This is a genomic window from Pelomonas sp. Root1217 (genome assembly GCF_001425705.1).
Taxonomy (GTDB): domain Bacteria; phylum Pseudomonadota; class Gammaproteobacteria; order Burkholderiales; family Burkholderiaceae_C; genus Pelomonas.
In genome coordinates this window covers 491,272-514,008 of record NZ_LMDC01000001.1, presented here as the reverse complement: position 1 = coordinate 514,008, position 22,737 = coordinate 491,272, and the positions used below count along the sequence as shown (strand labels likewise).

Annotated in this window: 21 protein-coding genes; 13 read left to right on the top strand and 8 right to left on the bottom strand. The window is 66.9% G+C overall.

Translation table 11 applies throughout. The annotated features are described in order from the left end of the window. Window positions 1-5: 5 nt before the first annotated feature. The 3 genes from ASC95_RS02425 to ASC95_RS02415 all read right to left on the bottom strand — a co-directional run bounded on the left by ASC95_RS02425 (window position 6) and on the right by ASC95_RS02415 (window position 4,130). Window positions 6-965, bottom strand: coding sequence for a branched-chain amino acid ABC transporter permease (locus tag ASC95_RS02425; RefSeq protein WP_235537736.1), 960 nt, complete (start codon window positions 963-965; stop codon window positions 6-8). Window positions 966-1,139: 174 nt separating this feature from the next. Beyond that, on the bottom strand, window positions 1,140-2,390 hold the full coding sequence (locus ASC95_RS02420) for a branched-chain amino acid ABC transporter substrate-binding protein (protein ID WP_057296189.1): 1,251 nt from the start codon (window positions 2,388-2,390) through the stop codon (window positions 1,140-1,142). Window positions 2,391-2,483: 93 nt separating this feature from the next. Continuing rightward, window positions 2,484-4,130 carry a 3-(methylthio)propionyl-CoA ligase gene (locus ASC95_RS02415; RefSeq protein WP_057296188.1) on the bottom strand — a complete coding sequence of 549 codons (1,647 nt, stop codon included), beginning with the start codon at window positions 4,128-4,130 and terminating at the stop codon, window positions 2,484-2,486. A 215-nt stretch (window positions 4,131-4,345) separates the two neighbouring features. Between ASC95_RS02415 and ASC95_RS30345 the strand changes: the two genes are divergently transcribed. From ASC95_RS30345 to ASC95_RS02390, 6 genes are all read left to right on the top strand, one after another. Then, entirely contained in the window at window positions 4,346-4,537 is a 192-nt protein-coding gene (locus ASC95_RS30345) for a hypothetical protein (protein ID WP_157255921.1), read from the top strand. Then, a complete protein-coding gene (msrB, locus tag ASC95_RS02410; protein ID WP_057296187.1) occupies window positions 4,534-4,959 on the top strand; it encodes a peptide-methionine (R)-S-oxide reductase MsrB in 426 nt (141 codons plus the stop codon). The genes ASC95_RS30345 and msrB overlap by 4 nt, the downstream gene beginning before the upstream one ends. Further along, window positions 4,956-5,588: a septation protein A gene (locus ASC95_RS02405; protein ID WP_057296186.1), complete on the top strand. Its 633-nt coding sequence runs from the start codon at window positions 4,956-4,958 to the stop codon at window positions 5,586-5,588. The genes msrB and ASC95_RS02405 overlap by 4 nt, the downstream gene beginning before the upstream one ends. After that, a complete protein-coding gene (locus tag ASC95_RS02400) occupies window positions 5,585-5,845 on the top strand; it encodes a BolA family transcriptional regulator (protein ID WP_056198339.1) in 261 nt (86 codons plus the stop codon). Before ASC95_RS02405 ends, ASC95_RS02400 begins: the two co-directional genes overlap by 4 nt. Before the next feature lie 75 nt (window positions 5,846-5,920). After that, on the top strand, window positions 5,921-6,724 hold the full coding sequence (locus ASC95_RS02395) for a peptidylprolyl isomerase (RefSeq protein WP_057296185.1): 804 nt from the start codon (window positions 5,921-5,923) through the stop codon (window positions 6,722-6,724). A gap of 71 nt (window positions 6,725-6,795) precedes the next feature. Next, complete coding sequence (locus ASC95_RS02390; protein WP_057296184.1) at window positions 6,796-8,025, top strand: cystathionine gamma-synthase family protein; 1,230 nt, start codon at window positions 6,796-6,798, stop codon at window positions 8,023-8,025. Here ASC95_RS02390 and ASC95_RS02385 read toward each other — a convergent pair. Next, entirely contained in the window at window positions 8,022-8,693 is a 672-nt protein-coding gene (locus ASC95_RS02385) for an ABC transporter ATP-binding protein (protein ID WP_057296183.1), read from the bottom strand. The two genes, ASC95_RS02390 and ASC95_RS02385, sit on opposite strands and share 4 nt — an antisense overlap. Between ASC95_RS02385 and ASC95_RS02380 the strand changes: the two genes are divergently transcribed. Beyond that, the gene (locus tag ASC95_RS02380; RefSeq protein ID WP_057296182.1) at window positions 8,692-9,336 is read left to right on the top strand and encodes an arylesterase; all 645 of its coding nucleotides are present in this window, start codon (window positions 8,692-8,694) and stop codon (window positions 9,334-9,336) included. The two genes, ASC95_RS02385 and ASC95_RS02380, sit on opposite strands and share 2 nt — an antisense overlap. A gap of 22 nt (window positions 9,337-9,358) precedes the next feature. On the opposite strand, the gene ASC95_RS02375 is transcribed toward ASC95_RS02380, so the two are convergent. Beyond that, entirely contained in the window at window positions 9,359-11,338 is a 1,980-nt protein-coding gene (locus ASC95_RS02375) for a DUF6600 domain-containing protein (protein WP_057296181.1), read from the bottom strand. 77 nt (window positions 11,339-11,415) lie between these two features. Then, on the bottom strand, window positions 11,416-11,955 hold the full coding sequence (gene def, locus ASC95_RS02370; RefSeq protein WP_082567426.1) for a peptide deformylase: 540 nt from the start codon (window positions 11,953-11,955) through the stop codon (window positions 11,416-11,418). A gap of 50 nt (window positions 11,956-12,005) precedes the next feature. On the opposite strand from def, the gene ASC95_RS02365 reads away from it, so the two are divergent. The 6 genes from ASC95_RS02365 (at window position 12,006) to ASC95_RS02340 (ending at window position 19,944) form a co-directional block, all read left to right on the top strand. Then, on the top strand, window positions 12,006-12,962 hold the full coding sequence (locus ASC95_RS02365; protein ID WP_057296180.1) for an MBL fold metallo-hydrolase: 957 nt from the start codon (window positions 12,006-12,008) through the stop codon (window positions 12,960-12,962). A 294-nt stretch (window positions 12,963-13,256) separates the two neighbouring features. Next, window positions 13,257-15,791 carry a nitrite reductase large subunit NirB gene (gene nirB, locus ASC95_RS02360; RefSeq protein WP_057296179.1) on the top strand — a complete coding sequence of 845 codons (2,535 nt, stop codon included), beginning with the start codon at window positions 13,257-13,259 and terminating at the stop codon, window positions 15,789-15,791. A 13-nt stretch (window positions 15,792-15,804) separates the two neighbouring features. Beyond that, window positions 15,805-16,128, top strand: a complete 324-nt coding sequence (gene nirD / locus ASC95_RS02355) for a nitrite reductase small subunit NirD (RefSeq protein WP_057296178.1) — start codon at window positions 15,805-15,807, stop codon at window positions 16,126-16,128. A gap of 33 nt (window positions 16,129-16,161) precedes the next feature. Continuing rightward, window positions 16,162-16,974, top strand: coding sequence for a formate/nitrite transporter family protein (locus ASC95_RS02350; protein ID WP_057296177.1), 813 nt, complete (start codon window positions 16,162-16,164; stop codon window positions 16,972-16,974). Between the two features lie 7 nt (window positions 16,975-16,981). Further along, window positions 16,982-18,709 carry a bifunctional protein-serine/threonine kinase/phosphatase gene (locus ASC95_RS02345; RefSeq protein WP_057296176.1) on the top strand — a complete coding sequence of 576 codons (1,728 nt, stop codon included), beginning with the start codon at window positions 16,982-16,984 and terminating at the stop codon, window positions 18,707-18,709. A 122-nt stretch (window positions 18,710-18,831) separates the two neighbouring features. Continuing rightward, window positions 18,832-19,944, top strand: a complete 1,113-nt coding sequence (locus ASC95_RS02340) for an EAL domain-containing protein (RefSeq protein WP_057296175.1) — start codon at window positions 18,832-18,834, stop codon at window positions 19,942-19,944. A 27-nt stretch (window positions 19,945-19,971) separates the two neighbouring features. On the opposite strand, the gene ntrC is transcribed toward ASC95_RS02340, so the two are convergent. Then, the gene (gene ntrC, locus ASC95_RS02335; protein WP_057296174.1) at window positions 19,972-21,444 is read right to left on the bottom strand and encodes a nitrogen regulation protein NR(I); all 1,473 of its coding nucleotides are present in this window, start codon (window positions 21,442-21,444) and stop codon (window positions 19,972-19,974) included. A gap of 34 nt (window positions 21,445-21,478) precedes the next feature. After that, window positions 21,479-22,576 carry a nitrogen regulation protein NR(II) gene (gene glnL / locus ASC95_RS02330; protein WP_057296173.1) on the bottom strand — a complete coding sequence of 366 codons (1,098 nt, stop codon included), beginning with the start codon at window positions 22,574-22,576 and terminating at the stop codon, window positions 21,479-21,481. Window positions 22,577-22,737 lie beyond the last annotated feature (161 nt).

Here is a 22,737-nt window from a genome sequence, read left to right as displayed (position 1 = left end):
GCTCGTCAATCTTCCCGCGTGCCCAGCAGGCCCTTGGGCCGGAAGATCAGGATCAGCACCATCAGCAGATAGGGCAGGATGGGCGCGACCTCGGCCATCGTCAGGCGCAGCAGCGGGTAGCCCGGCGTGGCCTGGGTGACGGTGAAGCCCAGGCTGCCGAGCAGCGTGGCGAGCGAGCCGTTGATGGTCAGGGGCAGCGTCTGCAGCAGGCCCACGACGATGGAACCGACGAAGGCGCCCGCCAGCGAGCCGATGCCGCCGACCACCACGACCACGAAGATGATGGCGCCGATGAAGGCCGCCATGTTGGGTTCCGTCACGAAGGTGATGCCGCCGATGACACCGGCCAGGCCAGCCAGCGCGCAGCCGCTGCCGAACACCAGCATCAGCACGCGCGGCACGTTGTGCCCGAGCGCCTCGACCATCTCAGGGTGCGTCAGCGAGGCCTGGATGATCAGGCCCACGCGGGTGCGCGTCAGCAGCAGCCACAGCGCCAGCAGCATCAGCAGGGCCACCAGCATCATGAAGGCCTTGGTGGCCGGGAAGGTCGAGCAGTTGGCCACCGCGCAGACCTCTGGCGACGCCTTGCCCAGCACCAGCGACATGCCTTCCTGGGCGCGCGAAACGATGGTCAGCGCCGAGCCCTCGAGCAGCGCCGGCGGCGTGAAGGTCACGGCGGTGCGGCCCCAGATCAGCTGCACCAGTTCCAGCACGACGTAAGACAGGCCGAAAGTGATCAGCAGTTCCGGCACATGGCCGAACTTGTGCACCCGCCGCAGCGCCAGCCTCTCGAAGCCCGCACCCAGCACGCCCACGGCCAGTGGCGCGAACAGCAGCGCCATCCAGAAGCCCATGATGCCCACCAGCGAATAGGCGATGTAGGCCCCCACCATGTAGAAGCTGGCGTGGGCGAAGTTCAGCACGCCCATCATGCTGAAGATCAGGGTCAGGCCCGAGCTCAGCATGAAGAGCAGCAGGCCAGACGACAGGCCGTTCAGCAGGTTGATGAAGACTTGATCCACGGGGCGTCTCGCTTACGTCCAAGAACACAGCCACGGAGCCACAGAGACACAGAGAAACTTCTCTGTGCTTTTCTCCGTGCCTCTGTGTCTCTGTGGCTCACCAGTGAGCCCGACCAATCAACCCGGCCTTTTCATCTGGCACGAGGTGGGCGTGGACGACACATAGCTGTCGTACTGCTTCACCGGCGCCAGCGTCATGCCCGTCTTCTCGGGGCTGTAGGGGTACTTGGCATCGGCCTTCTGCCAGACCGAGATGAACAGCGGCTGCTGCAGCTGGTGGTCGGTCTTGCGCATCGTCACGTCGCCGTTGAAGCTCTTGACGGTGAGGCCTTCCATCGCTGCAGCCACCTTGACCGGGTCGGTCGACTTGGCATTGGCCATGGCCTGGCTCAGCAGCGAATAGATGTGCTGCACGCTGAGCGTGTACATGTCGTCGTTGAACTTCTTGTTGTATTCCTCGGCGTCCTTCTGCGCCTGGCCGCCCAGGTTGTAATGGCTGTAGGCCACCTGGAACACGCGGCCCGCACCGCCGGTACCCAGCGCAGTCGGCGTGCCAGTCACGCCGGTGTAGTAGGTGAAGAACTTGCCGTTGTAGCCAGCCTCGTTGGCGGCCTTGACGAGCAGGGCCAGGTCCGAGCCCCAGTTGCCGGTGATGACGGTGTCGGCACCGCTGGCCTTGATCTTGGCGACATAGGGCGCGAAGTCGCGCACCTGGGCCAGCGGGTGCAGGTCTTCGCCGACGATCTGCACATCGGGGCGCTTGCGGGCCAGCATCTCCTTGGCGTATTTGGCGACTTGATGGCCGTGGGCGTAGTTCTGGTTCAGCAGGAAGACCTTCTTGACGTCGGCCTGGTCCTTCATGAAGGTGGTCAGCGCCTCCATCTTCATCGACGTGTCGGCGTCGAAGCGGAAGTGCCAGTAGCTGCACTTGCTGTTGGTCAGGTCAGGGTCCACCGCCGAGTAGTTCAGGTAGAGGATTTCCTTGCCAGGATTGCGTTCGTTGTGCTTGGTGACGGCATCGCTCAGCGCCAGCGCCACGCTGGAACCGTTGCCCTGCATGATGTAGCGGATGCCCTGGTCGGCCGCGGCCTTCAACAGGTTCAGCGACTCGGCGGGGCTGAGCTTGTTGTCGAAGGTGACGATCTCGAACTTCACGCCGGCGGGATTGCTCTTGTTGGTCTTCTCGCCGAGAAACTGGAAGGTCTTGACCTGGTTCTGGCCGACGGGGCCCATCAGGCCGGACAGCGCGTCGATGTAGGCCAGCTTGACCGTCTCGCCCTTCTGGGCCTGGGCGCCGGTGGCCGCGAGCACCAGCGTGGCGGCTGCGATCGCGCGCAGTGGGGAGCGGGTCGAAGTGATGTCGAACATGCTTGTCTCCTGTTGTGGGTCTGAATGTGAACGAAAGTTAATGCAGTGCGGCCGCGCCGCGGTCCCGGGCTTACCCCTGACCGCCGACCGCCCTCATGCCGTCGGCAGCTGGTGGCTCAGGAACTGGTCGCGCAGCTTGAGCTTCTGGACCTTGCCCGTGGCGGTGTGCGGGATCTCGCTGACGAAGACGACGTCGTCCGGGATCTGCCACTTGGCGATGCGGCCATCGTAGAAAGCCAGCAGTTCCTCGCGCGTGACGGTGGCCTCGGGCTTCTTCACGACGACGAGCAGCGGCCGCTCGTCCCACTTGGGGTGCCTGGCAGAGATGACGGCGGCCTCGTGCACGGCCGGGTGGGCCATCGCGATGTTCTCGAGGTCGATGGAGGAAATCCACTCACCGCCCGACTTGATGACGTCCTTGCTCCGGTCGGTGATCTGCATGAAACCGTCGGCATCGATGGTCGCCACGTCGCCGGTCGGGAACCACCCTGGCTCGCCATCCACACTGACCAGCGGTGACTCGTCGTGGTTGTAGTAGCGGTCAATGACCCAATGGCCACGCACGACCAGGTTGCCCGAGCTGACGCCGTCCCAGGGCAGGGAGCGGCCCTCATCGTCGATGATGGCCATGTCCACGCCGTAGATGACGCGGCCCTGCTTCTCCAGCAGGTGCTGCTGCTGCTCGGCCGGTAGGTCGAGCTGGCGCGTCGTCAGCTTGGACAGCGTGCCCAGCGGCGACATCTCCGTCATGCCCCAGGCGTGAATGACCTCGACGCCATAGTCCTGCTGCAGCGACTTCATCATCGCCGGCGGGCATGCCGAGCCGCCGATGACGGTACGCTTGAAGGTCGAGAACTTGAGGTTGTTGGCCTTGACGTAGTTCAGCAGGCCCAGCCAGACGGTGGGCACGCCGGCGCTGAAAGACACTTTCTCGCCCTCGAACAGCTCATACAGGCTCTTGCCGTCCAGATGTGGCCCGGGCAGCACGAACTTGCAGCCGACGATGGCCGCGCTGTAAGGCAGGCCCCATGCGTTGACATGGAACATCGGCACGACGGGCAGGATGACGTCGCGGCTGGAGCAGTCCATCGCATCCGGCAGCGCCGCGGCATAGGCGTGCAGCACTGTCGAGCGGTGGCTGTAGATGGCACCCTTGGGGTTGCCCGTGGTGCCGGAGGTGTAACAGATGCTGGAGGCGGTGTTCTCGTCGAACTGCGGCCAGGCGTAGTCGCCGGTTTCAGCGGCCAGCAGATCGTCAAAGCACAGCAGGTTCGGAATGCCGCTGCTCGCCGGCATGTGAGCGCGCGAAGTCATCAGCACAAAGTGCTGAACGCTCTTCAGCAGCGGGGCGATCTTTTCGACCAACGGCAGGAAAGTGGCGTCAAAGCACAGCACGCGGTCCTGCGCGTCGTTGGCAATCCAGACGATCTGCTCCGGGAAGAGGCGCGGGTTGATGGTGTGGCAGACCACCGCGGAGCCCGAACTGCCGTAATAGATCTCCATGTGGCGGTGGCCATTCCAGGCCAGCGTCGCGACGCGGTCGCCAGGCTCGCATCCCAGGCGTGCAAAAGCCTGCGCGGCCTGGCGCGAACGCCGCGCCAGCTCGCGCCAATTGCTGCGATGCAGGTCGCCCTCGACCCGCTTGCTGACGATCTCGGTCTCGCCCGAATGCCGCTCGGCGTGCTTCAGCAGCGACGAGATCAGCAGCGGATCCGACATCATCCGGCCCATCAATGCCATGGTTGTCTCCTGGCGGTTTATGAAAGCGCTGACCAAGCTCCCGCAAGCGCCGCGTCGCCCCTTTGGGCGCCGCATCGCGAGGGCGTGCTCGGCGCTTCCTTATCGACCCAGTCTAGCCCCCGGTTCAGACACCTGAACGTCACAACCGCGACCCTCGGCCCCCGGGGAAACACCCGGGCGAGTGAGGCCAAAGGCCCTCTCACTAAACTAAGACGATGCAACTGATCGATGGCCTCGCTCGGACCAAACGCTCCGCCGCCATCCGTGCCGCCCAGCAGAAGGATTTCACAGCGATCGAACGGCTGCTGAAAGTTCTGAGCCTCCCATTCGACAAACCCGCTCTCCCCAGCGACGCGGCCCTGCCGCCCGTTTGGGCCCCAAGCCTCGAAGCGTCCTGTTCACAATGAGCCACGATTCCAGCAAGACCTACCTCGTCCAGAAAACCGACGCCGAATGGCGCGAACAACTCGACGCCACGCAATACCAGGTGGCCCGCCACGCCGGCACGGAACGCGCCTTCACCGGCAAGTACTGGGACCACTTCAAGGACGGCCACTACAACTGCATCGGCTGCGGCACGCCGCTGTTCGAGTCCGACACCAAGTTCGACGCCGGCTGCGGCTGGCCGAGCTATTGGGCCCCGGTCAACAGCGAAGTCATCGAGCGCATCGTCGACCGTAGCCACGGCATGGTGCGTGTCGAAGTGAGATGCAACAAATGTGGCAGCCATCTCGGGCACGTCTTTCCTGACGGGCCCGAGCCGACGGGTGAGCGTTACTGCATCAACTCGGCTTCCATCGATTTCGTGAAAGACAATCCCGGCGCATGAAACTGCTGCTCGACTTTCTTCCGCTGATTCTTTTCTTCATCGTTTTCAAGGGCGCTGAAGGGCACGCCGAAGCAGCGGCAGCGTTCTCGACCGAACATTTCGGCTTCCTGGTCTCCGGCGGTGTCGTCGGCGCCCAGGAAGCGCCGGTCCTGCTGGCCACGCTGGTTGTCATGATCGCCACGCTCGCGCAGGCGGCCATCCTGAAGCTGCGCGGCAAGAAGATCGATCTGATGCTGTGGATCAGCCTCGTGCTGGTCGTGACTCTGGGCGGTGCCACGATCTGGTTCCACAACGAGACCTTCATCAAGTGGAAGCCCACCGGCCTGTACTGGGCCATGGCGCTGACGCTGTGGATCTCGCAGGCAGCATTCGGCAAGAACCTGATCCAGTCCATGCTCGGCAGCGAACTCGCCCTGCCCGACCTGATCTGGCTCAAGCTCAACCGCGCGTGGGTGCTGTTCTTCGCCGCGATGGGCGTGCTCAACCTCTATGTGGCCTACCACTTCTCGACCTCGGCCTGGGCCAACTTCAAGGTCTTTGGCGTAACCGGCCTCATCGTGCTGTTCACGCTGGCCCAGGGCCTGTATCTCAGCAAGCACCTGCCACCGGAAGAGGACAGCAAGCCATGATCAGTGCGGAGATCGAGGCCCGCCTGCGCGCGGAGCTGGCGCCACTGGAACTCAGCATCCGCGACGACAGCGCCCAGCACGCCGGCCATGCCGGCGCACGCGAGGGCGGCCACTTTCACGTGGCTGTCGTGTCGGATCGCTTTACCGGCCTGCAAAGATTGGCCCGGCACCGCCTCGTTTATCATTGTTTGTCCGACCTGATGCAGCGCGGCATCCACGCGCTGGCAATTGACGCCCGCGCCCCGGGTGAACATTGATCAAGTCGAGCGTGATTGAACCGCGCGCCCCGTACCGGGCGCGATTTTTTTAGCCTGATTCAAATTCCCCCACCCATGAAGAAGCTTGCGCTCGCCGCCGTCGTCGCGGCCACCATTTCGGCCCTGCTGCCGGCTGCTGCAGTCGCGCAGAACGTCGCCACCGTCAACGGCAAGCCCGTGCCCAAGGCGCGTGTCGAGACGCTGATCCAGCAAGTCACCAAGAGCGGCCAGCAGCAACGCTCGCCTGAGCTGGAAGCCCAGGTCAAGGACGAGGTCGTGCGCCGCGAGATCTTCATGCAGGAAGCCGAGAAGCGCGGCGTTCCGCAGACCGCCGACTACAAGGCCCAGATGGACCTGGCCCGCCAGATGCTGCTGATCCGCGGCCTGATGGACGACTTCAAGGCCAAGAACCCGGTCACCGATGCCGAAGCCCAGGGCGAGTACGACAAGTTCAAGGCCGCCAATACCGGCAACGAATACCGCGCCCGCCACATCCTGGTCGAGAAGGAAGAGGACGCCAAGGCCCTGATCGCCCAGATCAAGGGCGGCGCCAATTTCGAGGAACTGGCCAAGAAGAACTCCAAGGACACCGGCTCCGCAGAAAAGGGCGGCGACCTGGATTTCGCCAACCCGAACAACTTCGTGCCCGAATTCAGCAAGGCCATGACGGCGCTGCAAAAGGGCGAGATGACGCAGGAGCCGGTCAAGAGCCAGTTCGGCTATCACATCATCAAGCTCGAAGACACCCGTCCCGCGACCTTCCCGGCCTTCGACGACGTCAAGGCCCAGATCAAGCAGCGCATCGAGCAGCAGAAGATGGCCGAGTTCCAGGACAGCCTGATCAAGAAGGCCAAGACCGACTACACCTTCAGCAAGTAAGCCGGCCCCGCCAATCGCTTGTTGCAAGACCCGCTACGGCGGGTCTTCTGCCATCTGGACCCGATACCACCATGTCCGACGCTCTCAGCACCCGTCTCGTCCACGCCAGCGGCCCCGACCGCCAGTTCGGCGGCGTCCATACGCCCATCCACCCTTCCGTGCAGTACGCCTACGAGAAGGTGGAGGACCTGATCGCCGTCTTCCAGGGCAAGAGCAAAGGCAGCTTCAATTACGCCCGCCAGGGCACGCCGACAACGGCCGCTCTGGAAGCGGTCGTCACGGAGATGGAAGGCGGCATCGGCACCGTCAGCTTCGCCACCGGCATGGCGGCCCTGAGCGCCCTCTTCCTGACGCTGCTGAAGGCGGGCGACCATCTCGTCACCAGCAACCGCGTCTTCGGCAACACCAACAGCCTGTTCCAGACGTTGGAGGGGCTGGGCATCGCGGTCAGCCGCGTCGATGCCGGCGAGGCCGCCGCGGTGCAGGCCGCGCTGCGGCCCGAGACCCGGCTGGTCTTCGTCGAGACCATCGCCAACCCCAGCACCCGCATTCCCGACCTCGAAGGCATTGGCACACTGTGCCGTGAGCGCGGCCTGCTCTACGTCGTCGACAACACCGTCACCTCGCCAGCCCTGTGCCAGCCGCGCCGCTTCGGTGCTGGCCTGGTGATGAACTCCCTGACCAAGACGCTGGCCGGCCATGGCGAGGCGCTGGGCGGCGCAATCACCGACACCGGCTGCTTCGACTGGTCGACCTACCCGAACATCTTCCCGGCCTACCGCCAGGGCGACGCGCGCGGCTGGGGCCTGCAGCAGATCCGCAAGAAGGGCCTGCGCGACATGGGCGGCACGCTGTCCAGCGAGGCCGCTCACCGCATCCTTGTCGGCGCCGAGACCCTGACGCTGCGCCTGCAACGCAGCAGCGACACGGCCCTCACGCTGGCCCGCCACCTGGCCGCCCATCCGGCCATCGAACACGTCCATTACCCGATGCTCGAGACCCACCCCGAGCACGACAAGGCGCTTGCCTGGTTCGGCAGCGGTTCGTGGATGCTGAGCTTCGAGCTGCGCGACCCCGAGCGCCTCGTCGATGTGTTGAACCGCCTGCGCCTGCCCCTCAAGGCCACCGGCCTGGCCGACACGCGCACTCTGATCATCCCCGTGGCGCCGACCATCTTCTGGGAGATGGGCCAGGAGGCCCGCGCCGCGATGGGCATCGCCGAGGGTTTGGTGCGCCTGTCGGTCGGCCTCGAGGCGGTCGAAGACCTGATCGCCGATTTCGACCAGGCGCTTGCAGTCTAAGCAGCCAGTCGGCCGGCCTCGATCTTCAGCTGGCGCTCGCAGCGCGCAGCGATTTCGCGGTCGTGGGTGACCAGCACCAGCGTCGTGCCGGCCTCGCGATTCAGCTCGAACATCAGCGCCATCACCGAGGCGCCGGTGGCGAAGTCCAGGCTGCCGGTGGGCTCATCGGCCAGCAGCAGCGCCGGGCGCAATACGAAGGCACGGGCCAGCGCCACGCGCTGCTGCTCGCCGCCGGACAGCACGCGTGGGTAGTGGCCCAGGCGTTCGCCCAGGCCGACGCGGGACAGCATGGCGGCGGCCTGCTCGCGCGCGTCGCGGTCGCCGCGCAGCTCCAGCGGCAGCATGACGTTCTCCAGCGCCGTCAGATTGGGCAGCAACTGGAAGCTCTGGAAGACAAAACCCAGCTCGCGGGCGCGCACGGCGGCGCGCTGGTCCTCGTCCAGCGTGAACAGGTCCTGGCCGCGCAGCGTGACCGAGCCGTCACTGGGCGTGTCCAGGCCGGCGAGGATGGCCAGCAGCGTGCTCTTGCCGGAGCCGGAAGCGCCGACGATGGCCACGGATTCCCTTGCGGTCAGCTCAAAGCTGATGTCATGCAGAATCGTCAGCTCGCCGGTCGCGTCACGCACGCGCTTAGTGATCTGGTCAACTTGAACAAGGGCTTCGGGCATGTCGGGACTGCGGCGGCGATGGGTGTTGGCGCACTTTAGCCTGGGGGTGATCGGTAGTTGGTCGTCAGGGGTTGCCGCGGCGGCCGAGGCGCCGGTCATCCTGGTCGTGGGCGACAGCCTGTCCGCTGAATACGGCCTGAAGGCCGGCGATGGCTGGGTGGCCCTGCTGCAGAAGCGCCTGGCCGAACAGAAGAAGCCGCATCGCGTCGTCAATGCCAGCATCAGTGGCGACACGACGGCAGGCGGCCGCAGCCGGCTGCCGGTCGCGCTGCGCACGCACAAGCCTGCCATCGTCATCCTCGAGCTGGGTGGCAACGACGCGCTGCGTGGCCTGCCGCTGGCGAGCACGCGAGACAACCTGCTGGCCATGGCGCGCGCCGCCCAGGAAAGCGGCGCCAAGGTCCTGATTGCCGGCATGCAGGTGCCCCCCAACTACGGCACCGCGTACGGCAAGGAGTTCGCCGACCTGTTCCAGCAGGTGGCGAGCCAGACGCGCGCGGCCTTCGTGCCCTTCCTGCTCAAGGGCGTGGCAGACCGGGCGGACGCAATGGACTGGTTCCAGGGCGACCGCATCCACCCGCTGGCCAAGGCGCATCCGCTGATGCTGGACAACGTCTGGCCGGCGTTGAAGCCGCTGCTTTAGGCGGCCGTACCAAGCCGCCGCTTCAACGCTCTTGCTGCTTGGGCTCCCGCGGCTGCTTGTCGCCGCGCGTCGGCACGCCGTCCTCGCGACCACGCTTCGGGCCTTCTTCGCGCGGCTGCGCACGGGGTTGTGCCTGCGGTTGCGGCTGAGGCTGCGGGCGTGCCACCTCGATCTGGCGCTGCGGCTCGGGCTGGGACACGCGGCGTTGCTGCTCTTCGCGACGCTGCTGCATCTCGCGTTGTTGCATCTCACGCTGTTGGGCTTCGCGTTGCTGCGCATCTCGCTGCTGCGCCTCGCGTTGCTGCATGTCCTCGCGACGCTGCTGCATTTCACGTTGCTGGGCTTCGCGATGCTGGGTATCGCGCTGCTGCGCTTCTCGTTGCAGCTGTTGCTGCTGCTGTTGTTGCTGCTGCGGCACGCGCCAGGGCACGTTGTCGCCGTTGCGCTGCGGCTGCTCGACGCTGGGGCGCTGCTGCGGCACCTGTGGCTGCGGAGCGATGGCCGGAACGGCCGGCTGTGCCACGGTGGGCACAGGCACCTGCGGCTGCACATCGGGACCGCGTTGATCGCGGCGCTGGGGCCGCTGGTTGCCCTCGCTGCGCCAGCCCATATTGGCCTCCGGCGCACGGGGATTGCGGCGCGGCAGCTCGGTCTCCGGCGGCCGGGTGGGTGCTGCCGGCAGCACAGCTGCCAGGTCGCCACGGCCGGGTGCGGTCGGCAGCGGGCGATTCCAGCCTGGCTCGGGTCGGCGGTCCGGGCCGCGAACCGGCAGCGGCTGGATGGCCGCACCGGGGGCCGGCAAGGTGCTGACGGCCGCCGGTGCATCGCGGTAGCGGTGCGGGCGCCGCACGGTGACGGGATCGCGCACGTCGCGCGGATCGTTGACGCGGTTCACATAGCGAGGGCTGTGGTGGTAGGCCGGCACATAGACCTCACGCGGCGCCAGCGGGTACCAGCCAAAGCGTGGCGGCGGCGGGCGGCTGCCCACGCTGATGCCGATGCTGACGGAGCCACCGCCGACCCAGCCCACCAGGGCCGGTGCGTAGACCGGGCGGTGCACATAGGCGCCTGGCGCCCAGCACCAGCGCCCGCCCCAGCTGACCCAGCGGCCATAGTGGAAGGGCGCGAAACCCCAGGGCGCGTCATCCACCCAGGTCCAGCCCCAATGACGCGTCCAGGTCCAGCGGCCATAGCGGTAGGGCGCCCAGTCCGTGACGGCAACGGTCGTCGGAATCCAGACCGTGCCGTACTCGGGCGCGGTCTCCCAGCGACCGTAACGATCCAGGTCCTCGGCGCCGGTCATCTCGGGAGACACATAGCGTGCAACGGGGCGGTCACCTTCCTCGCGGCTTTCGGCCAGCACCCAGTCGCCAAAGCCGTCGCTGAACAGCGGACCGCGCTCGGCGCGGGGACCGTCGGGCCACCAGAATTCGGCCTGCTCGCCGGTGCCCAACGTCACGGGCGAGGCGGTGCGAGCCCATTCAAATCGCAGGCGGCCCTGCCAGACGTAGGCCTTGCTGCCGCGGTCGAGTTGCTCCACGCGGTAGAGGCCCTCGCGCTCGGGCTGCGCCGTACCCTCACGGGTGCGCAGCCGGGTCTCGGTGGCGTTCTCGGGGTTGCGCAGGCGCACGGCGACGTCGCCGCGGTCGATCTGCAGCAGGGTCTGGCCTTCATCGAGCTGGCTCAACTCCAGGTCGCTGCGTTCGTCAACCCAGATGCTCGTCGAGCCGGAACGCAGGCTGATACGGGCGCGGTCGTCGGTGCGCACGCGATCACCCTCGCCGACGGTCTGGTTGCGCAACAGCCGCGTCCATTCGCGGGTGTCGTGGTCGAACAGCCAGGCATCGCCGACAACGTCGACGACCCGGGCCGCGCGGGTCGGCGGATCACGGTCGGTGTCCTGCGCCTTAACGCCAGGCGCGACCGCGATGAACAGCGCCAGAGCCAGCATACGCCAGCGGTTGCGCTTCAGGACAAGCTTGGATTCGATGGACGTGGTCATGAGCCAATGCTCCTTTGCGCCTGCGCAACGCACAAGATCCAAGTGCGGTGCACCGCGCTTACAAGTGTTTCCGTCTCTTAATCGTCGTCGGACGTGGGGTCGAGCTCCGGGAAGAGCACCGACGTGAAGCCGAAACGCCTGAAGTCCTTGATCCGCATCGGATAGAGGATGCCGTCCAGATGGTCGCATTCATGCTGCACGACGCGGGCATGGAAACCCTCGGCGATGCGGTCGATCACTGCGCCCTCGGCATCGAAGCCGGTGTAGCGGATGCGCTCATCGCGCTCGACGACGCCGCGCAGCCCGGGCACCGACAGGCAGCCTTCCCACCCCTCGGTGCGGCCGCCGTCCAGCACTTCGATCTGAGGATTGATCAATACGGTGGGCGGCACCGGCGGCGCGTCGGGGTAGCGCACATTCTTCGTGTAGCCAAAGATGACCAGGCGCAGGTCCACGCCGATCTGCGGCGCCGCCAGGCCCGCGCCATTGGCGGCAGCCATGGTTTCGAACATGTCGGCGATCAGCGCTTTCAGCTCCGGCGTGCCGAAGGCGGTGACCGGTTGGGCCACGCGCAGCAAGCGCGGGTCGCCCATCTTCAGAATCTCGTGCACCGCCACTGCGGCCTCCTTGGGCTATCGTGATCGGTGATTCTAGGAAGCCCCCGTTCATGCTTGATTTCATCGAAGACCTCGGCCACGGCATCTACGCGATCGATACCGGCTTCCAGCGCCCGCGCTTCGACGCCGCCTATCTGATGGTCGAGGACGGCCGCGCTGCCTTCATCGATACCGGCACGAATCACGCAGTACCGCGGCTGCTGGCGGCGCTGAACGCACTGGGGCTGACGACGGAAGCCGTGGACTGGGTCATCCCGACCCATGTCCACCTCGACCATGCCGGGGGCGTCGGCCTGCTGATGGAAGCCCTGCCCCGGGCCAAGGCCTTGGTGCATCCACGCGGCCTGCGGCATATGGTCGACCCCAAGGCGCTATGGCTGGGTGCGCTGGCCGTCTATGGCGAAGAGGAGATGCAACGCAGCTACGGCAAGCTGGTGCCGGTGCCGGCCGAACGGGCCGAGGCCAGCCATGAAGAGCAGGTCGTCCACCTCGCCGGCCGGCCACTGCGCCTCATCGACAGCCCGGGCCACGCCCGGCATCACCATGCGATCTGGGACGAGCGCAGCCGCAGCTGGTTCACCGGCGATACCTTCGGCCTGTCCTATCGCGCCTTCGACGTCGACGGCCGCGCCTGGATTCTGCCAACGAGCACCCCCGTGCAGTTCGAGCCCGAAGCGCTGAAGGCCACCGTCGCCCGCTTGCTGGCCGCACAGCCGCTGGCCATGCAGGTCACCCACTACGGCCGCATCGGCGGCTCGGTGGACGAGGTGCAGCGCCTGGCCGCGTTGATGCTGGAGCAGGTGGACGAGATGGTGGCGTTGGCGGAGTCCTTGCGCTCCGCACCGGACCGTCACGAGCAGCTCAAGGCCGGCCTGCTGGCCGGCTATCTCGCCCGCCTGCGCACCCACGGCCATCCGGCAGACGCCCAGGCCGCCGACTGGCTGGGCCTGGACGCCGAGCTGAATGCGCAGGGCCTGGAAGTGATGCTGGACCGCCCGGCCCGCTGACGGGGCAATGCGCCCCTTGGCGGTGCATTGCGCCGCACCGGCCCTGTGCCACCCCTGCGTGGTGCACGACAACTCCTGGGTGATGCCCATTTCTGGCGCAGGCATGGTCCTTGCGAAGTAGGGGGTGAGGCGCTGCGCTGAAGCGGCCCTCTGCTGACCCAGCATCGCCAAAGGCGGCGAACCTCATTTTCCGGCCCCGACCGAGCAGACCGCTGCTCTCGGGGCCTTCTTACTGGTGGCTCCGATCTGGCCTCTCCAAGCCCGTCGGCGCAGCCTGCTTCGCCCTGAACAGACATGCAGCACATCGTCCTCATCGGCCACGGAATGGTGGGCCAGAAATTTCTCGAGTCCCTTGCAGAGGGGCCCGCTGCCGCCGACTTGCAGGTGACGGTACTGTGCGAGGAGCCGCGCCCGGCCTATGACCGCGTGCACCTGTCCGAATACTTTTCGGGCAAATCGGCCGAGGACCTGTCCCTGGTGCCCGAGGGCTTCTTCGAGGAGACCGGCTTCAAGCTGCGCCTGGCCGCCAAGGCCGTGGCCATCGAGCGCCGCGACCACACCATCACGCTGGCCGACGGCGAGGTCGTCCACTACGACAAGCTGGTGCTGGCCACCGGCTCCTACCCCTTCGTGCCGGCCGTGCCGGGCCGGGACCGCCCGCACTGCCATGTCTATCGCACCATCGAGGACCTGGAGGGCATGAAGGCCAGCGGCGCGGTCTCCAAGACCGGCGTCGTCATCGGCGGCGGCCTGCTGGGCCTGGAGTGCGCCAAGGCACTGCGCGACATGGGCCTGCAGACACATGTCGTCGAGTTCGCACCGCGCCTGATGGCCGTGCAGATCGACGAGGGCGGCGGCCGCGTGCTGCGCAAGAAGATCGAAGACCTCGGCGTGCAAGTACACACCGGCCGCAACACGGTCGAGATCACCGACGGTGCCATGGCGCGCCACCGCATGGTGTTCGCCGATGGCACCTGGCTAGAAACCGACATGATCGTGTTCTCCGCCGGCATCCGCCCGCGCGACGAACTGCCCCGCCAGTGCGTGCTGGCCATCGGCCCGCGCGGCGGCGTCGTCATCGACGACCACTGCCGCACCAGCGACCGCAACGTCTACGCCATCGGCGAGGTCGCGGCCTGGAATGAGCAAACCTACGGCCTGGTCGCCCCCGGCTACGAGATGGCCCGCGTGGCCGCCCGCCACATCGCTGGTGACGCCGAAGCCGCCTTCCCCGGCGCCGACCTCTCCACCAAGCTCAAGCTGATGGGCGTGGATGTGGCCAGCATCGGCGACGCCCATGGCAAGACGCCCCACTGCCGCAGCTACCAGTACGTGGACGAGCGCAAGCAGGTCTACAAGAAGATCGTCGTCAGCGAGGACGGCGAGAAGCTGCTTGGCGCCGTGCTGGTGGGCGATGCCGCGGAATACGGCACGCTGCAGCAGATGGCGCTCAATGGCATCAAGCTGCCGGCCGACCCCGAGTTTCTGATCCTGCCGAGCAGCGACGGCAAGGCCAAGGTCGGCATCGGCCCCGATGCGCTGCCCGACAGCGCCCAGCTTTGCTCGTGCAACAACGTCAGCAAGGGCCAGATCTGCTCGGCTGTGGGCGACGGTGCCACCACCATCGGCGCCCTGAAGGCCTGCACCAAGGCCGGCGCCACCTGCGGCGGCTGCGTGCCCCTGGTCACCCAGGTGATGAAGTTCGAGATGGCCAAGCGCGGCATGGCCGTCAACAACCACATCTGCGAGCACTTCCCGCATTCGCGCCAGGAGCTCTATCACCTGGTACGCGTGGGTGGCCTCAAAACCTTCAGCGACCTGCTGGCCAAGCACGGCAAGGGCCTGGGCTGCGACATCTGCAAGCCGGCCGCCGCGAGCGTCTTCGCGTCGTGCTGGAACGAGTTCGTGCTGGAGCCCAAGCTGGCCGCGCTGCAGGACAGCAACGACTACTACCTCGGCAACATCCAGAAGGATGGCAGCTACTCGGTCGTGCCGCGCATGCCGGGCGGCGAGGTCACGCCCGACGGCCTGATCGCCGTCGGCCAGGTCGCCAAGAAGTACGGCCTGTACACCAAGATCACCGGCGGCGCACGCGTGGACATGTTCGGCGCCCGCGTCGAGCAACTGCCCTTCATCTGGGAAGAGCTGATCGCCGCCGGCTTCGAGAGCGGCCATGCCTATGGCAAGTCGCTGCGCACCGTGAAGAGTTGCGTGGGCAGCACGTGGTGCCGTTATGGCGTCGATGACTCGGTGGGCTTGGCCGTCGAGATCGAGAACCGCTACAAGGGTCTTCGCGCGCCGCACAAGATCAAGTTCGGCGTCTCCGGCTGCACGCGGGAATGCGCCGAGGCCCAGGGCAAGGACGTCGGCATCATCGCCACCGACAAGGGATGGAACCTTTATGTCGCCGGCAACGGCGGCATGAAGCCCCGCCATGCCGAGCTGATCGCCAGCGACCTGAACAAGGCCGAACTGATCAAGTACATCGACCGCTTCCTGATGTTCTACGTGCGCACGGCGGACCGCCTGCAGCGCACCAGCACCTGGCGCGACAACCTCGAAGGCGGCCTGGACTACCTGAAGGACGTCGTCATCAACGACAGCCTGGGCCTCGCCACCGAGCTGGAAGCGCAGATGCAGGCCGTCGTCGACACCTACCAGTGCGAATGGAAGACCGCCGTCACCACGCCCGAGGTGCGCCAGCGCTTCCGCTCCTTCGTCAACAGCGACAAGCCGGACGAGCAAATCATCTTCGTGGAAGAGCGTGGCCAGATCCGGCCCGCACGCCCGGAAGAGCGCGCCGAAGAACGTGACGAAGCCACCGCCTGATCAAGGAAGCGCCATGAACTACACACCCATCTGCAGCGTCGACGACATCCTGCCCAACACCGGCGTGGCCGCCCGTGTCGGTGACCGCCACGTGGCCGTGTTCCGCGTCGGCCAGGAAAGCTTCCACGCCATCGACAACATCGACCCGCGCTCCGGCGCCAGCGTGCTGGCCCGCGGCCTGGTCGGCAACCTGGGGGAGCGCATCGTCGTCGCCTCCCCGCTCTACAAGAACCATTTCGACCTGAGCACCGGCGAGTGCCTGGAGGCGCCCGAGCAGTCGGTGCGTGCCCACGCCGTGCAGGTGCAGGACGGCCGCGTGCTCGTCGCGCTCCGTTGATGACTATTTGATTGGCGAAAGAGGAGACAAACCATGGCCTACGTCGTACCCACCGAGTTCGTGACCAAGATGGTCGATTCGGGTGAATCCAAGCTGCTGATGTCGACCCGCGACACGCTGATCCGCTCCTACATGGCCGGCGCCATCCTGGCGCTGGCGGCGGCCTTTGCCGTGACAGTCAGCGTCAACACCGGCAACCCACTTCTGGGCGCCGTGCTATTCCCGGTCGGCTTCATCCTGCTCTACCTGATGGGGTTCGATCTGCTGACTGGCGTCTTCACGCTGGTGCCACTGGCCGTGCTGGACAAGCGCCCCGGCGCCACCTGGGCCGGCGTGCTGCGCAACTGGACGCTGGTGTTCTTCGGCAACTTCGCTGGCGCGCTGACGGTGGCTGTCTTCATGGCCATCATCTTCACCTTCGGCTTCAGCGAGGCGCCCAATGCCGTCGGGCTGAAGATCGGCACCATCGGCGAAAGCCGCACGGTGGGCTACTCGGCCCACGGCGCAGCCGGCATGCTGACCCTCTTCATCCGCGGCGTGCTGTGCAATTGGATGGTCTCGACCGGCGTCGTCGCAGCGATGATGTCGACTTCGGTGTCGGGCAAGGCCATCGGCATGTGGATGCCGGTGATGGTCTTTTTCTACATGGGCTTCGAGCACAGCATCGTCAACATGTTCCTGTTCCCGTCGGGCCTGATGCTGGGCGGCAAGTTCACCATCATGGACTACCTGATCTGGAACGAGATCCCCACCGTCGTCGGCAACCTCGTCGGCGGCCTGACCTTCGTCGGCCTGTCGCTGTATTCGACGCACTACAAGACCGCACCGAAACGTGTGCTGAGCTGAACCAGCCATGGGCGCGGCTCTGAGGCTGACGCTGGGCCAGCACTCCGAGGCCGGCGCCAAGCCGCTGAACCAGGACTTCCACGGCGTCGCCCAGCCGACCGACGCACAGCGTCGCTCCCGCGGCATCGCGCTGGCCATTGCCGACGGCATCAGCAGCAGCCCCGTCAGCCAGGTCGCCAGCGCGGCCGCGGTGCGCGGCTTCCTGGAGGACTACTACGGCACCTCCGAAGCCTGGACGGTGCGCCGCGCCGCCCAATGCGTGCTGGCCGCCACCAACGGCTGGCTGCACGCCCAGACGCAGCTCGGCGAAGGCCGCTTCGACAAGGACCGCGGCCATGTCTGCACCTTCAGCGCGCTGGTCTTCAAGGGCCGCGAGGTGCATCTGCTGCATGTCGGCGACACGCGGGCCTACCGCATCCACCCGACCGCACTGGAGCAGCTGAGCCACGACCACCGCGTGCGCCTGGACGGCGGCCAGACCTATCTCGGCCGGGCTTTAGGCATCAGCCCGCATCTCGAGATCGACCACGCCTGCTGGCCCACCGAGGTCGGCGAGACCTATCTGCTGGCCACCGACGGCGCCTACGAACACCTGGACCCGGCGTTCGTCGTCAGCGCCGTCAAGCACCACGGTGCCGACCTGCAGGCCGCCGCCCGGGCCCTGGTGGCCGCGGCGCTGGCGCGGGGCAGCCAGGACAACGCCACCGTCATGCTGGCGCGCGTCGAGTCATTGCCCGATCAGCTCGCGCCGCCCGTGCAGCGCGAGCGGCTGCGCCTGCCGCCACGGTTGGCCCCGCGCATGGAGTTCGAGGGCTATCGTGTCGTTCGCGAGCTCTATGCGAGCGCACGCAGCCAGGTCGTGCTGGCCGTCGATGCCCAGGAGCGCGAATGGGCGCTCAAGCTGCCTTCCGCCGAGATGGGCACCGACCACCGGGCCCTGGACCGCTTCGCGATCGAGGAGTGGGTGGCGCGACGCGTCGACAGCCCGCATGTCATCAAGGCCGCGCCGGCCGAGAAGCGCCGCGAGCACCTCTTCACGGCGATGGAGTTCATCACCGGGCAGACCCTGGCCCAATGGATGACCGATCACCCGAAGCCTGGGCTCGACGAGGTGCGCCAGCTCGTCGACCAGATCGCCCGTGGCCTGCAGGCCCTGCATCGCAAGGAGATGCTGCACCAGGACCTGCGGCCCGAGAACCTGATGATCGACCGCCAGGGCACCGTCATCCTCATCGACCTCGCCTCGGCCCATGTGGCGGGCCTGAACGAGGGCCTGGGCGATGCGCGCGCCACCGACATCGCCGGCAGCCTGCAGTACACCGCACCGGAATACTTCACCGGCGACGGCGGCACGCCGGTGTCCGAGCTGTTCTCGCTGGCCGTGCTGGCCTACCAGATGCTGACAGGCGCCCTGCCCTACGGCCTGCAGGTGCCGCAGGTGCGCGGCCCGCGTGACCTGCACAAGCTGCAGTACGTGCCGCTGCGCACCCGGCGCCCGGACTTGCCCGACTGGCTGGACCGTGTGCTGCGCAAGGCCCTGCACCCGCAGCCCGCGCGGCGCCAGCAGGCGCTGTCGGAGCTTGCCCACGATCTTTACGCGCCCGGCCCCGAATTCATGAGCCGCGACCGCACGCCGCTACAGCAGCGCCATCCGTTGCTGTTCTGGCGCGTGCTGACGCTGGTTTTCGGCCTCGCGACCCTGGTGTTGCTGGGGTTAAGGTTGAGCGGCCGCTGACCCCCAACCGAGGGAAGGACCGGTGCCCCTGCCCGTCGAATGTGTTTCAGAATGTGCTCATGCCGCAGCACGCACCGGAAGTGCGGCGCCGCAGATTTGCGGTAGCGGCGTGGAGGGCATGAATGGGCAGTACGCCGTGGTTTCTGGAGAGCGTGGCCGCTGACGGTTCACGCGTCACGCATCGCATTGACCGCCTGCCTTTCAGCGTCGGGCGTGACGTTGGCAACGACCTGACCATCGAGGCGCAGGGCTTGTCTCGGCGGCATGCCGAACTGCAGGCCGATGACGCGGGCGGGTTGCTGGTGGTCGACCTCGGCAGCACCAACGGCACGTTTGTGAACCACGAGCGCCTGGAGGCACCCCGGCCGCTGGCACCGAACGACATCATCCATTTCTGCACGGCCGAGTTCCGCCTGACCCACGACGAGACGCTGGCCGCGGCGACCTTGGCAGGCCCGCTCCCGCTGCGCACGATGGTCGTGCCGCCGGGCATGAACCCCCTCAGCCAGAATTTCGTGCGCCTGGAGGCGCAGTTCATGGAGTTTCTGGCGGGCCGCGGTCTGACAGGCGCGGCGCAACCCATCGTCGACGCGCGCACGGGCGGCCTGTTCGCCTACGAGCTGCTGGGCCGCTGCACTCACCCGGAGCTGCCCGGTTCGCCGATGCATCTGTTCAGGATGGCCGCCACGCTGCGGCGCGAAGCCGAGTTGAGCGAGGCGTTCCGCTCCCACGGCGTGGCGGCGCTGGCGCCCAAGGCGCAGGGGGTGCGCGTCTTCGTCAATGCCCATCCGAGCGAGACCTTCTCGGACGAGTTCTTCCAGTCCCTGCACGGGCTGCTGACGCTGCCAGCGCGCCCGCGGCTGGTCGTAGAGGTGCATGAAAGCGCTGTGGTCGAGGTTGACCGCATGCGCGAACTGGCCGAGCGCCTGACCAGCATCGGCGTGGAGTTCGCCTACGACGACTTCGGCGCCGGCCAGGCGCGCCTGAACGAGCTGGCCGAGGTGCCGGCGCATTTCGTCAAGTTCGACATGGGCATCGTGCGCAACCTGCATGAGGCCAGCGAGCGCAAGCAGCGCATGGTGCGCGACCTGGTGCGCATGGTGCTGGAGCTCGGCTCGGTGCCCTTGGCCGAAGGCGTCGAACAGGAGGCCGAGGCCCAGGTCTGCCGGGAGATGGGCTTTCAGCTGATCCAGGGCTACCTCACCGGCAAGCCCATCATGGTGGACGTGCTGTAGCGGCCTGCCTGCCTGCCTGCCGGCTTCCTACACGTCCAGACCCAGCTCCTGAATCTTGCGCGTGATGGTGTTGCGGCCGATGCCGAGCTTCTGGGCGGCCTCAATGCGGCGGCCGCGCGTGATGTCCAGCGCCGTCAGGATGAGTTGTGCCTCGAACTTCTTCGTCAGTGCATCCCACACGTCAGGCTCACCCGCCAGCAGCCTTGCGCGCGCATCGGCAGCCATGTCGGCCAGCCAGCCTTCCCCGCTGCTGGTGCTGGCCGGTGCGGCGGTCGGCAGGGGCGAGGCGGTGTTCGGCTGCGCAGCCGGCATGCTCGTCATGGCCGTCGTGGAGGGCGCCGGGACATAGCCGGGCTGCACTTCGTCGGGCAGGTCCTTGGGCTCGACGGTCTGGCTGGGCGCCATGACGCTGAGCCAGTGACAGATGTTCTCCAGCTGCCGCACATTGCCGGGGAAGTCGAAATTGGTCAGCACGACAAGGGCTGCGTCAGACAGGCGCTTGGGCTCCACGCCCAGTTCGGTCGCGCTGCGCTGCAGGAAGTGACGCGCCAGCGAAGGCACGTCCTCGCGGCGCTCGCGCAGCGGCGGCAGGCGCAGGCGGATGACGTTGAGGCGGTGGAACAGGTCCTCGCGGAACACGCCCTGGCGAACGCGGTCTTCCAGGTTCTGGTGGGTGGCCGCGATGACGCGCACATTGCTGCGCATCGGGCTGTGGCCGCCGACACGGTAGAACTGGCCGTCCGACAGCACACGCAACAGTCGCGTCTGCAGCTCGAAGGGCATGTCGCCGATTTCGTCGAGGAAGAGCGTGCCGCCGTCGGCCTGCTCGAAGCGGCCGCGCCGCGAGGCCTGGGCGCCGGTGAAGGCGCCGCGCTCATGGCCGAAGAGTTCGCTTTCCAGCAGGTCCTTGGGGATCGCCGCGGTGTTGATCGCGACGAAGGGGCCTTCGCTGCGCGGGCTGTGCTTGTGCAACGCTCGCGCCACCAGTTCCTTGCCCGAGCCGCTCTCGCCTGTGATCATCACGGTGACATTGCTCTGGGATAACCGGCCAATCGCGCGGAAGACGTCCTGCATGGCCGGCGCCTGGCCGAGCATCTCGGGCACCTGCGCGGCGGCCTCCTGCTCGCCCGCCTCGCGCTGGCTCTCTTCCTGGGCGCGACGGATCAGCTCCACGGCGCGCGGCAGGTCGAAGGGCTTGGGCAGGTATTCAAACGCGCCGCCCTGGAAGGCCGACACGGCGCTGTCCAGGTCGGAATAGGCCGTCATGATGATGACGGGCAGGGCCGGCAGCTTGGCCTTGACCTTGGCCAACAGCTCCAGGCCCGAGCCGCCGGGCATGCGGATGTCGGACACCAGCACCTGTGGCGAATCGTCTTCGAGAGCGGCGAGCATGTCGCGCGCATTGCTGAAGCTGCGCACCGGCAGCCCCTCGCGGGCCAGGGCCTTCTCGAGCACGAAGCGGATCGAGTGGTCGTCGTCAACAACCCAGATGGATTTCATGCGGTTCCTCAGCCCATCCGGTCAGCTTGTGGCGTCATGGCAAGGGCAGCGTGATTCGGAAATTCGTCAGGCCTGGCTCGCTCTCGCAATCGATCATGCCCTGATGTTGCTGGGCGATCGTCTGCGCGAGCGTGAGTCCGAGCCCCGAGCCGCCCTCCCGCCCTGAGACCAGGGGAAAGAAGATGCGATCCCGGATCTCGGCGGGGACGCCGGGACCGTTGTCCTCGATATGCAATTCCAGTGCCAAGCGCCAGCGCTGCTTGCCGATGGTCACCTGCCGGGCCACCCGCGTGCGCAAGACGATCTGCGCGTCACCGGCCGCGATGCGCGAACCCAGCACCTGAGCGGCGTTCTGCACGATGTTCAACACCATCTGGATCAACTGCTCGCGATCACCGCGGAAGTCTGGCAGCGAGGTGTCGTAGTCGCGGTGGATGACCAGGCCCTTGGGATGCTCAATGAGCACCAGCGCGCGCACCCGTTCGCAGATCTCGTGGATGTTGGCATCACCCACCACCTGCGCACGGCGATGCGGCGCCAGCAGGCGGTCGACCAGGCTTTGCAGGCGGTCCACCTCATGCACGATGACCTGGGTGTATTCCGTCAGCTCGGGATTGCCGTCCTGCAGTTCTAGCGCCAGCAGTTGCGCTGCACCGCGGATGCCGCCCAGCGGGTTCTTGATCTCGTGGGCGAGGTTGCGGGTCAGTTCCTTGGTGGCCTGGACCTGATCGAGGCTGCGCTCGTCGCGATCCTGGCGGGCCTGCTGGGCAATCTCGATGAGCTCCACCAGCACGCGCGGCGCGTTCTCGTCGCCCGCATCCATCTGCGACACGATGACATGCACGGGCAGCCCATCCTCGTGGGCCCAGGAGCCGCGGCGCAGCAGGGCGTCGAAGCGGCTGCTGGAGTAATGGTTGGCAGCGACGCCGGCCAGGGTCTCGGTGAGGCGCTGGGCGTCATCGAACCAGTCGGGCAAATGGGCCTTCTGCACGCTCCGGCGCGACAGCCGCATGACGTTCTCGAAGGCGGCATTGGCGAACAGGCATTCGCCCTCCGCGCTGGTGACGACGACCATGGTCGCCAGCAAGTCCAGGCCGGCAAACTCGGCCGGCAGCAAAGAGGTATCAGTCATGGAGCAGGAGCGTGGTCGGTGGCAGGCCGGGCCCGCGCCGACGCGAGTTGCGGCGCCAGGCAAGGCGCGCGCGAGGCGCGGGAGGGGCTCCCGCAACGAGGGCGCAACGCGGCATGACGCCGCAAATCGCGCCGGCCCGAAGGGTTGGCCCCAAAACGGAG

Coding starts and splice junctions, on each gene's coding strand:
- ASC95_RS02425 (WP_235537736.1), bottom strand. CDS start 965: ATGCTGAGCTCGGGCCTGACCCTGATCTTCAGCATGATGGGCGTGCTG.
- ASC95_RS02420 (WP_057296189.1), bottom strand. CDS start 2,390: ATGTTCGACATCACTTCGACCCGCTCCCCACTGCGCGCGATCGCAGCC.
- ASC95_RS02415 (WP_057296188.1), bottom strand. CDS start 4,130: ATGGCATTGATGGGCCGGATGATGTCGGATCCGCTGCTGATCTCGTCG.
- ASC95_RS30345 (WP_157255921.1), top strand. CDS start 4,346: ATGCAACTGATCGATGGCCTCGCTCGGACCAAACGCTCCGCCGCCATC.
- msrB (WP_057296187.1), top strand. CDS start 4,534: ATGAGCCACGATTCCAGCAAGACCTACCTCGTCCAGAAAACCGACGCC.
- ASC95_RS02405 (WP_057296186.1), top strand. CDS start 4,956: ATGAAACTGCTGCTCGACTTTCTTCCGCTGATTCTTTTCTTCATCGTT.
- ASC95_RS02400 (WP_056198339.1), top strand. CDS start 5,585: ATGATCAGTGCGGAGATCGAGGCCCGCCTGCGCGCGGAGCTGGCGCCA.
- ASC95_RS02395 (WP_057296185.1), top strand. CDS start 5,921: ATGAAGAAGCTTGCGCTCGCCGCCGTCGTCGCGGCCACCATTTCGGCC.
- ASC95_RS02390 (WP_057296184.1), top strand. CDS start 6,796: ATGTCCGACGCTCTCAGCACCCGTCTCGTCCACGCCAGCGGCCCCGAC.
- ASC95_RS02380 (WP_057296182.1), top strand. CDS start 8,692: ATGTCGGGACTGCGGCGGCGATGGGTGTTGGCGCACTTTAGCCTGGGG.
- ASC95_RS02385 (WP_057296183.1), bottom strand. CDS start 8,693: ATGCCCGAAGCCCTTGTTCAAGTTGACCAGATCACTAAGCGCGTGCGT.
- ASC95_RS02375 (WP_057296181.1), bottom strand. CDS start 11,338: ATGACCACGTCCATCGAATCCAAGCTTGTCCTGAAGCGCAACCGCTGG.
- ASC95_RS02365 (WP_057296180.1), top strand. CDS start 12,006: ATGCTTGATTTCATCGAAGACCTCGGCCACGGCATCTACGCGATCGAT.
- nirB (WP_057296179.1), top strand. CDS start 13,257: ATGCAGCACATCGTCCTCATCGGCCACGGAATGGTGGGCCAGAAATTT.
- nirD (WP_057296178.1), top strand. CDS start 15,805: ATGAACTACACACCCATCTGCAGCGTCGACGACATCCTGCCCAACACC.
- ASC95_RS02350 (WP_057296177.1), top strand. CDS start 16,162: ATGGCCTACGTCGTACCCACCGAGTTCGTGACCAAGATGGTCGATTCG.
- ASC95_RS02345 (WP_057296176.1), top strand. CDS start 16,982: ATGGGCGCGGCTCTGAGGCTGACGCTGGGCCAGCACTCCGAGGCCGGC.
- ASC95_RS02340 (WP_057296175.1), top strand. CDS start 18,832: ATGGGCAGTACGCCGTGGTTTCTGGAGAGCGTGGCCGCTGACGGTTCA.
- ntrC (WP_057296174.1), bottom strand. CDS start 21,444: ATGAAATCCATCTGGGTTGTTGACGACGACCACTCGATCCGCTTCGTG.
- glnL (WP_057296173.1), bottom strand. CDS start 22,576: ATGACTGATACCTCTTTGCTGCCGGCCGAGTTTGCCGGCCTGGACTTG.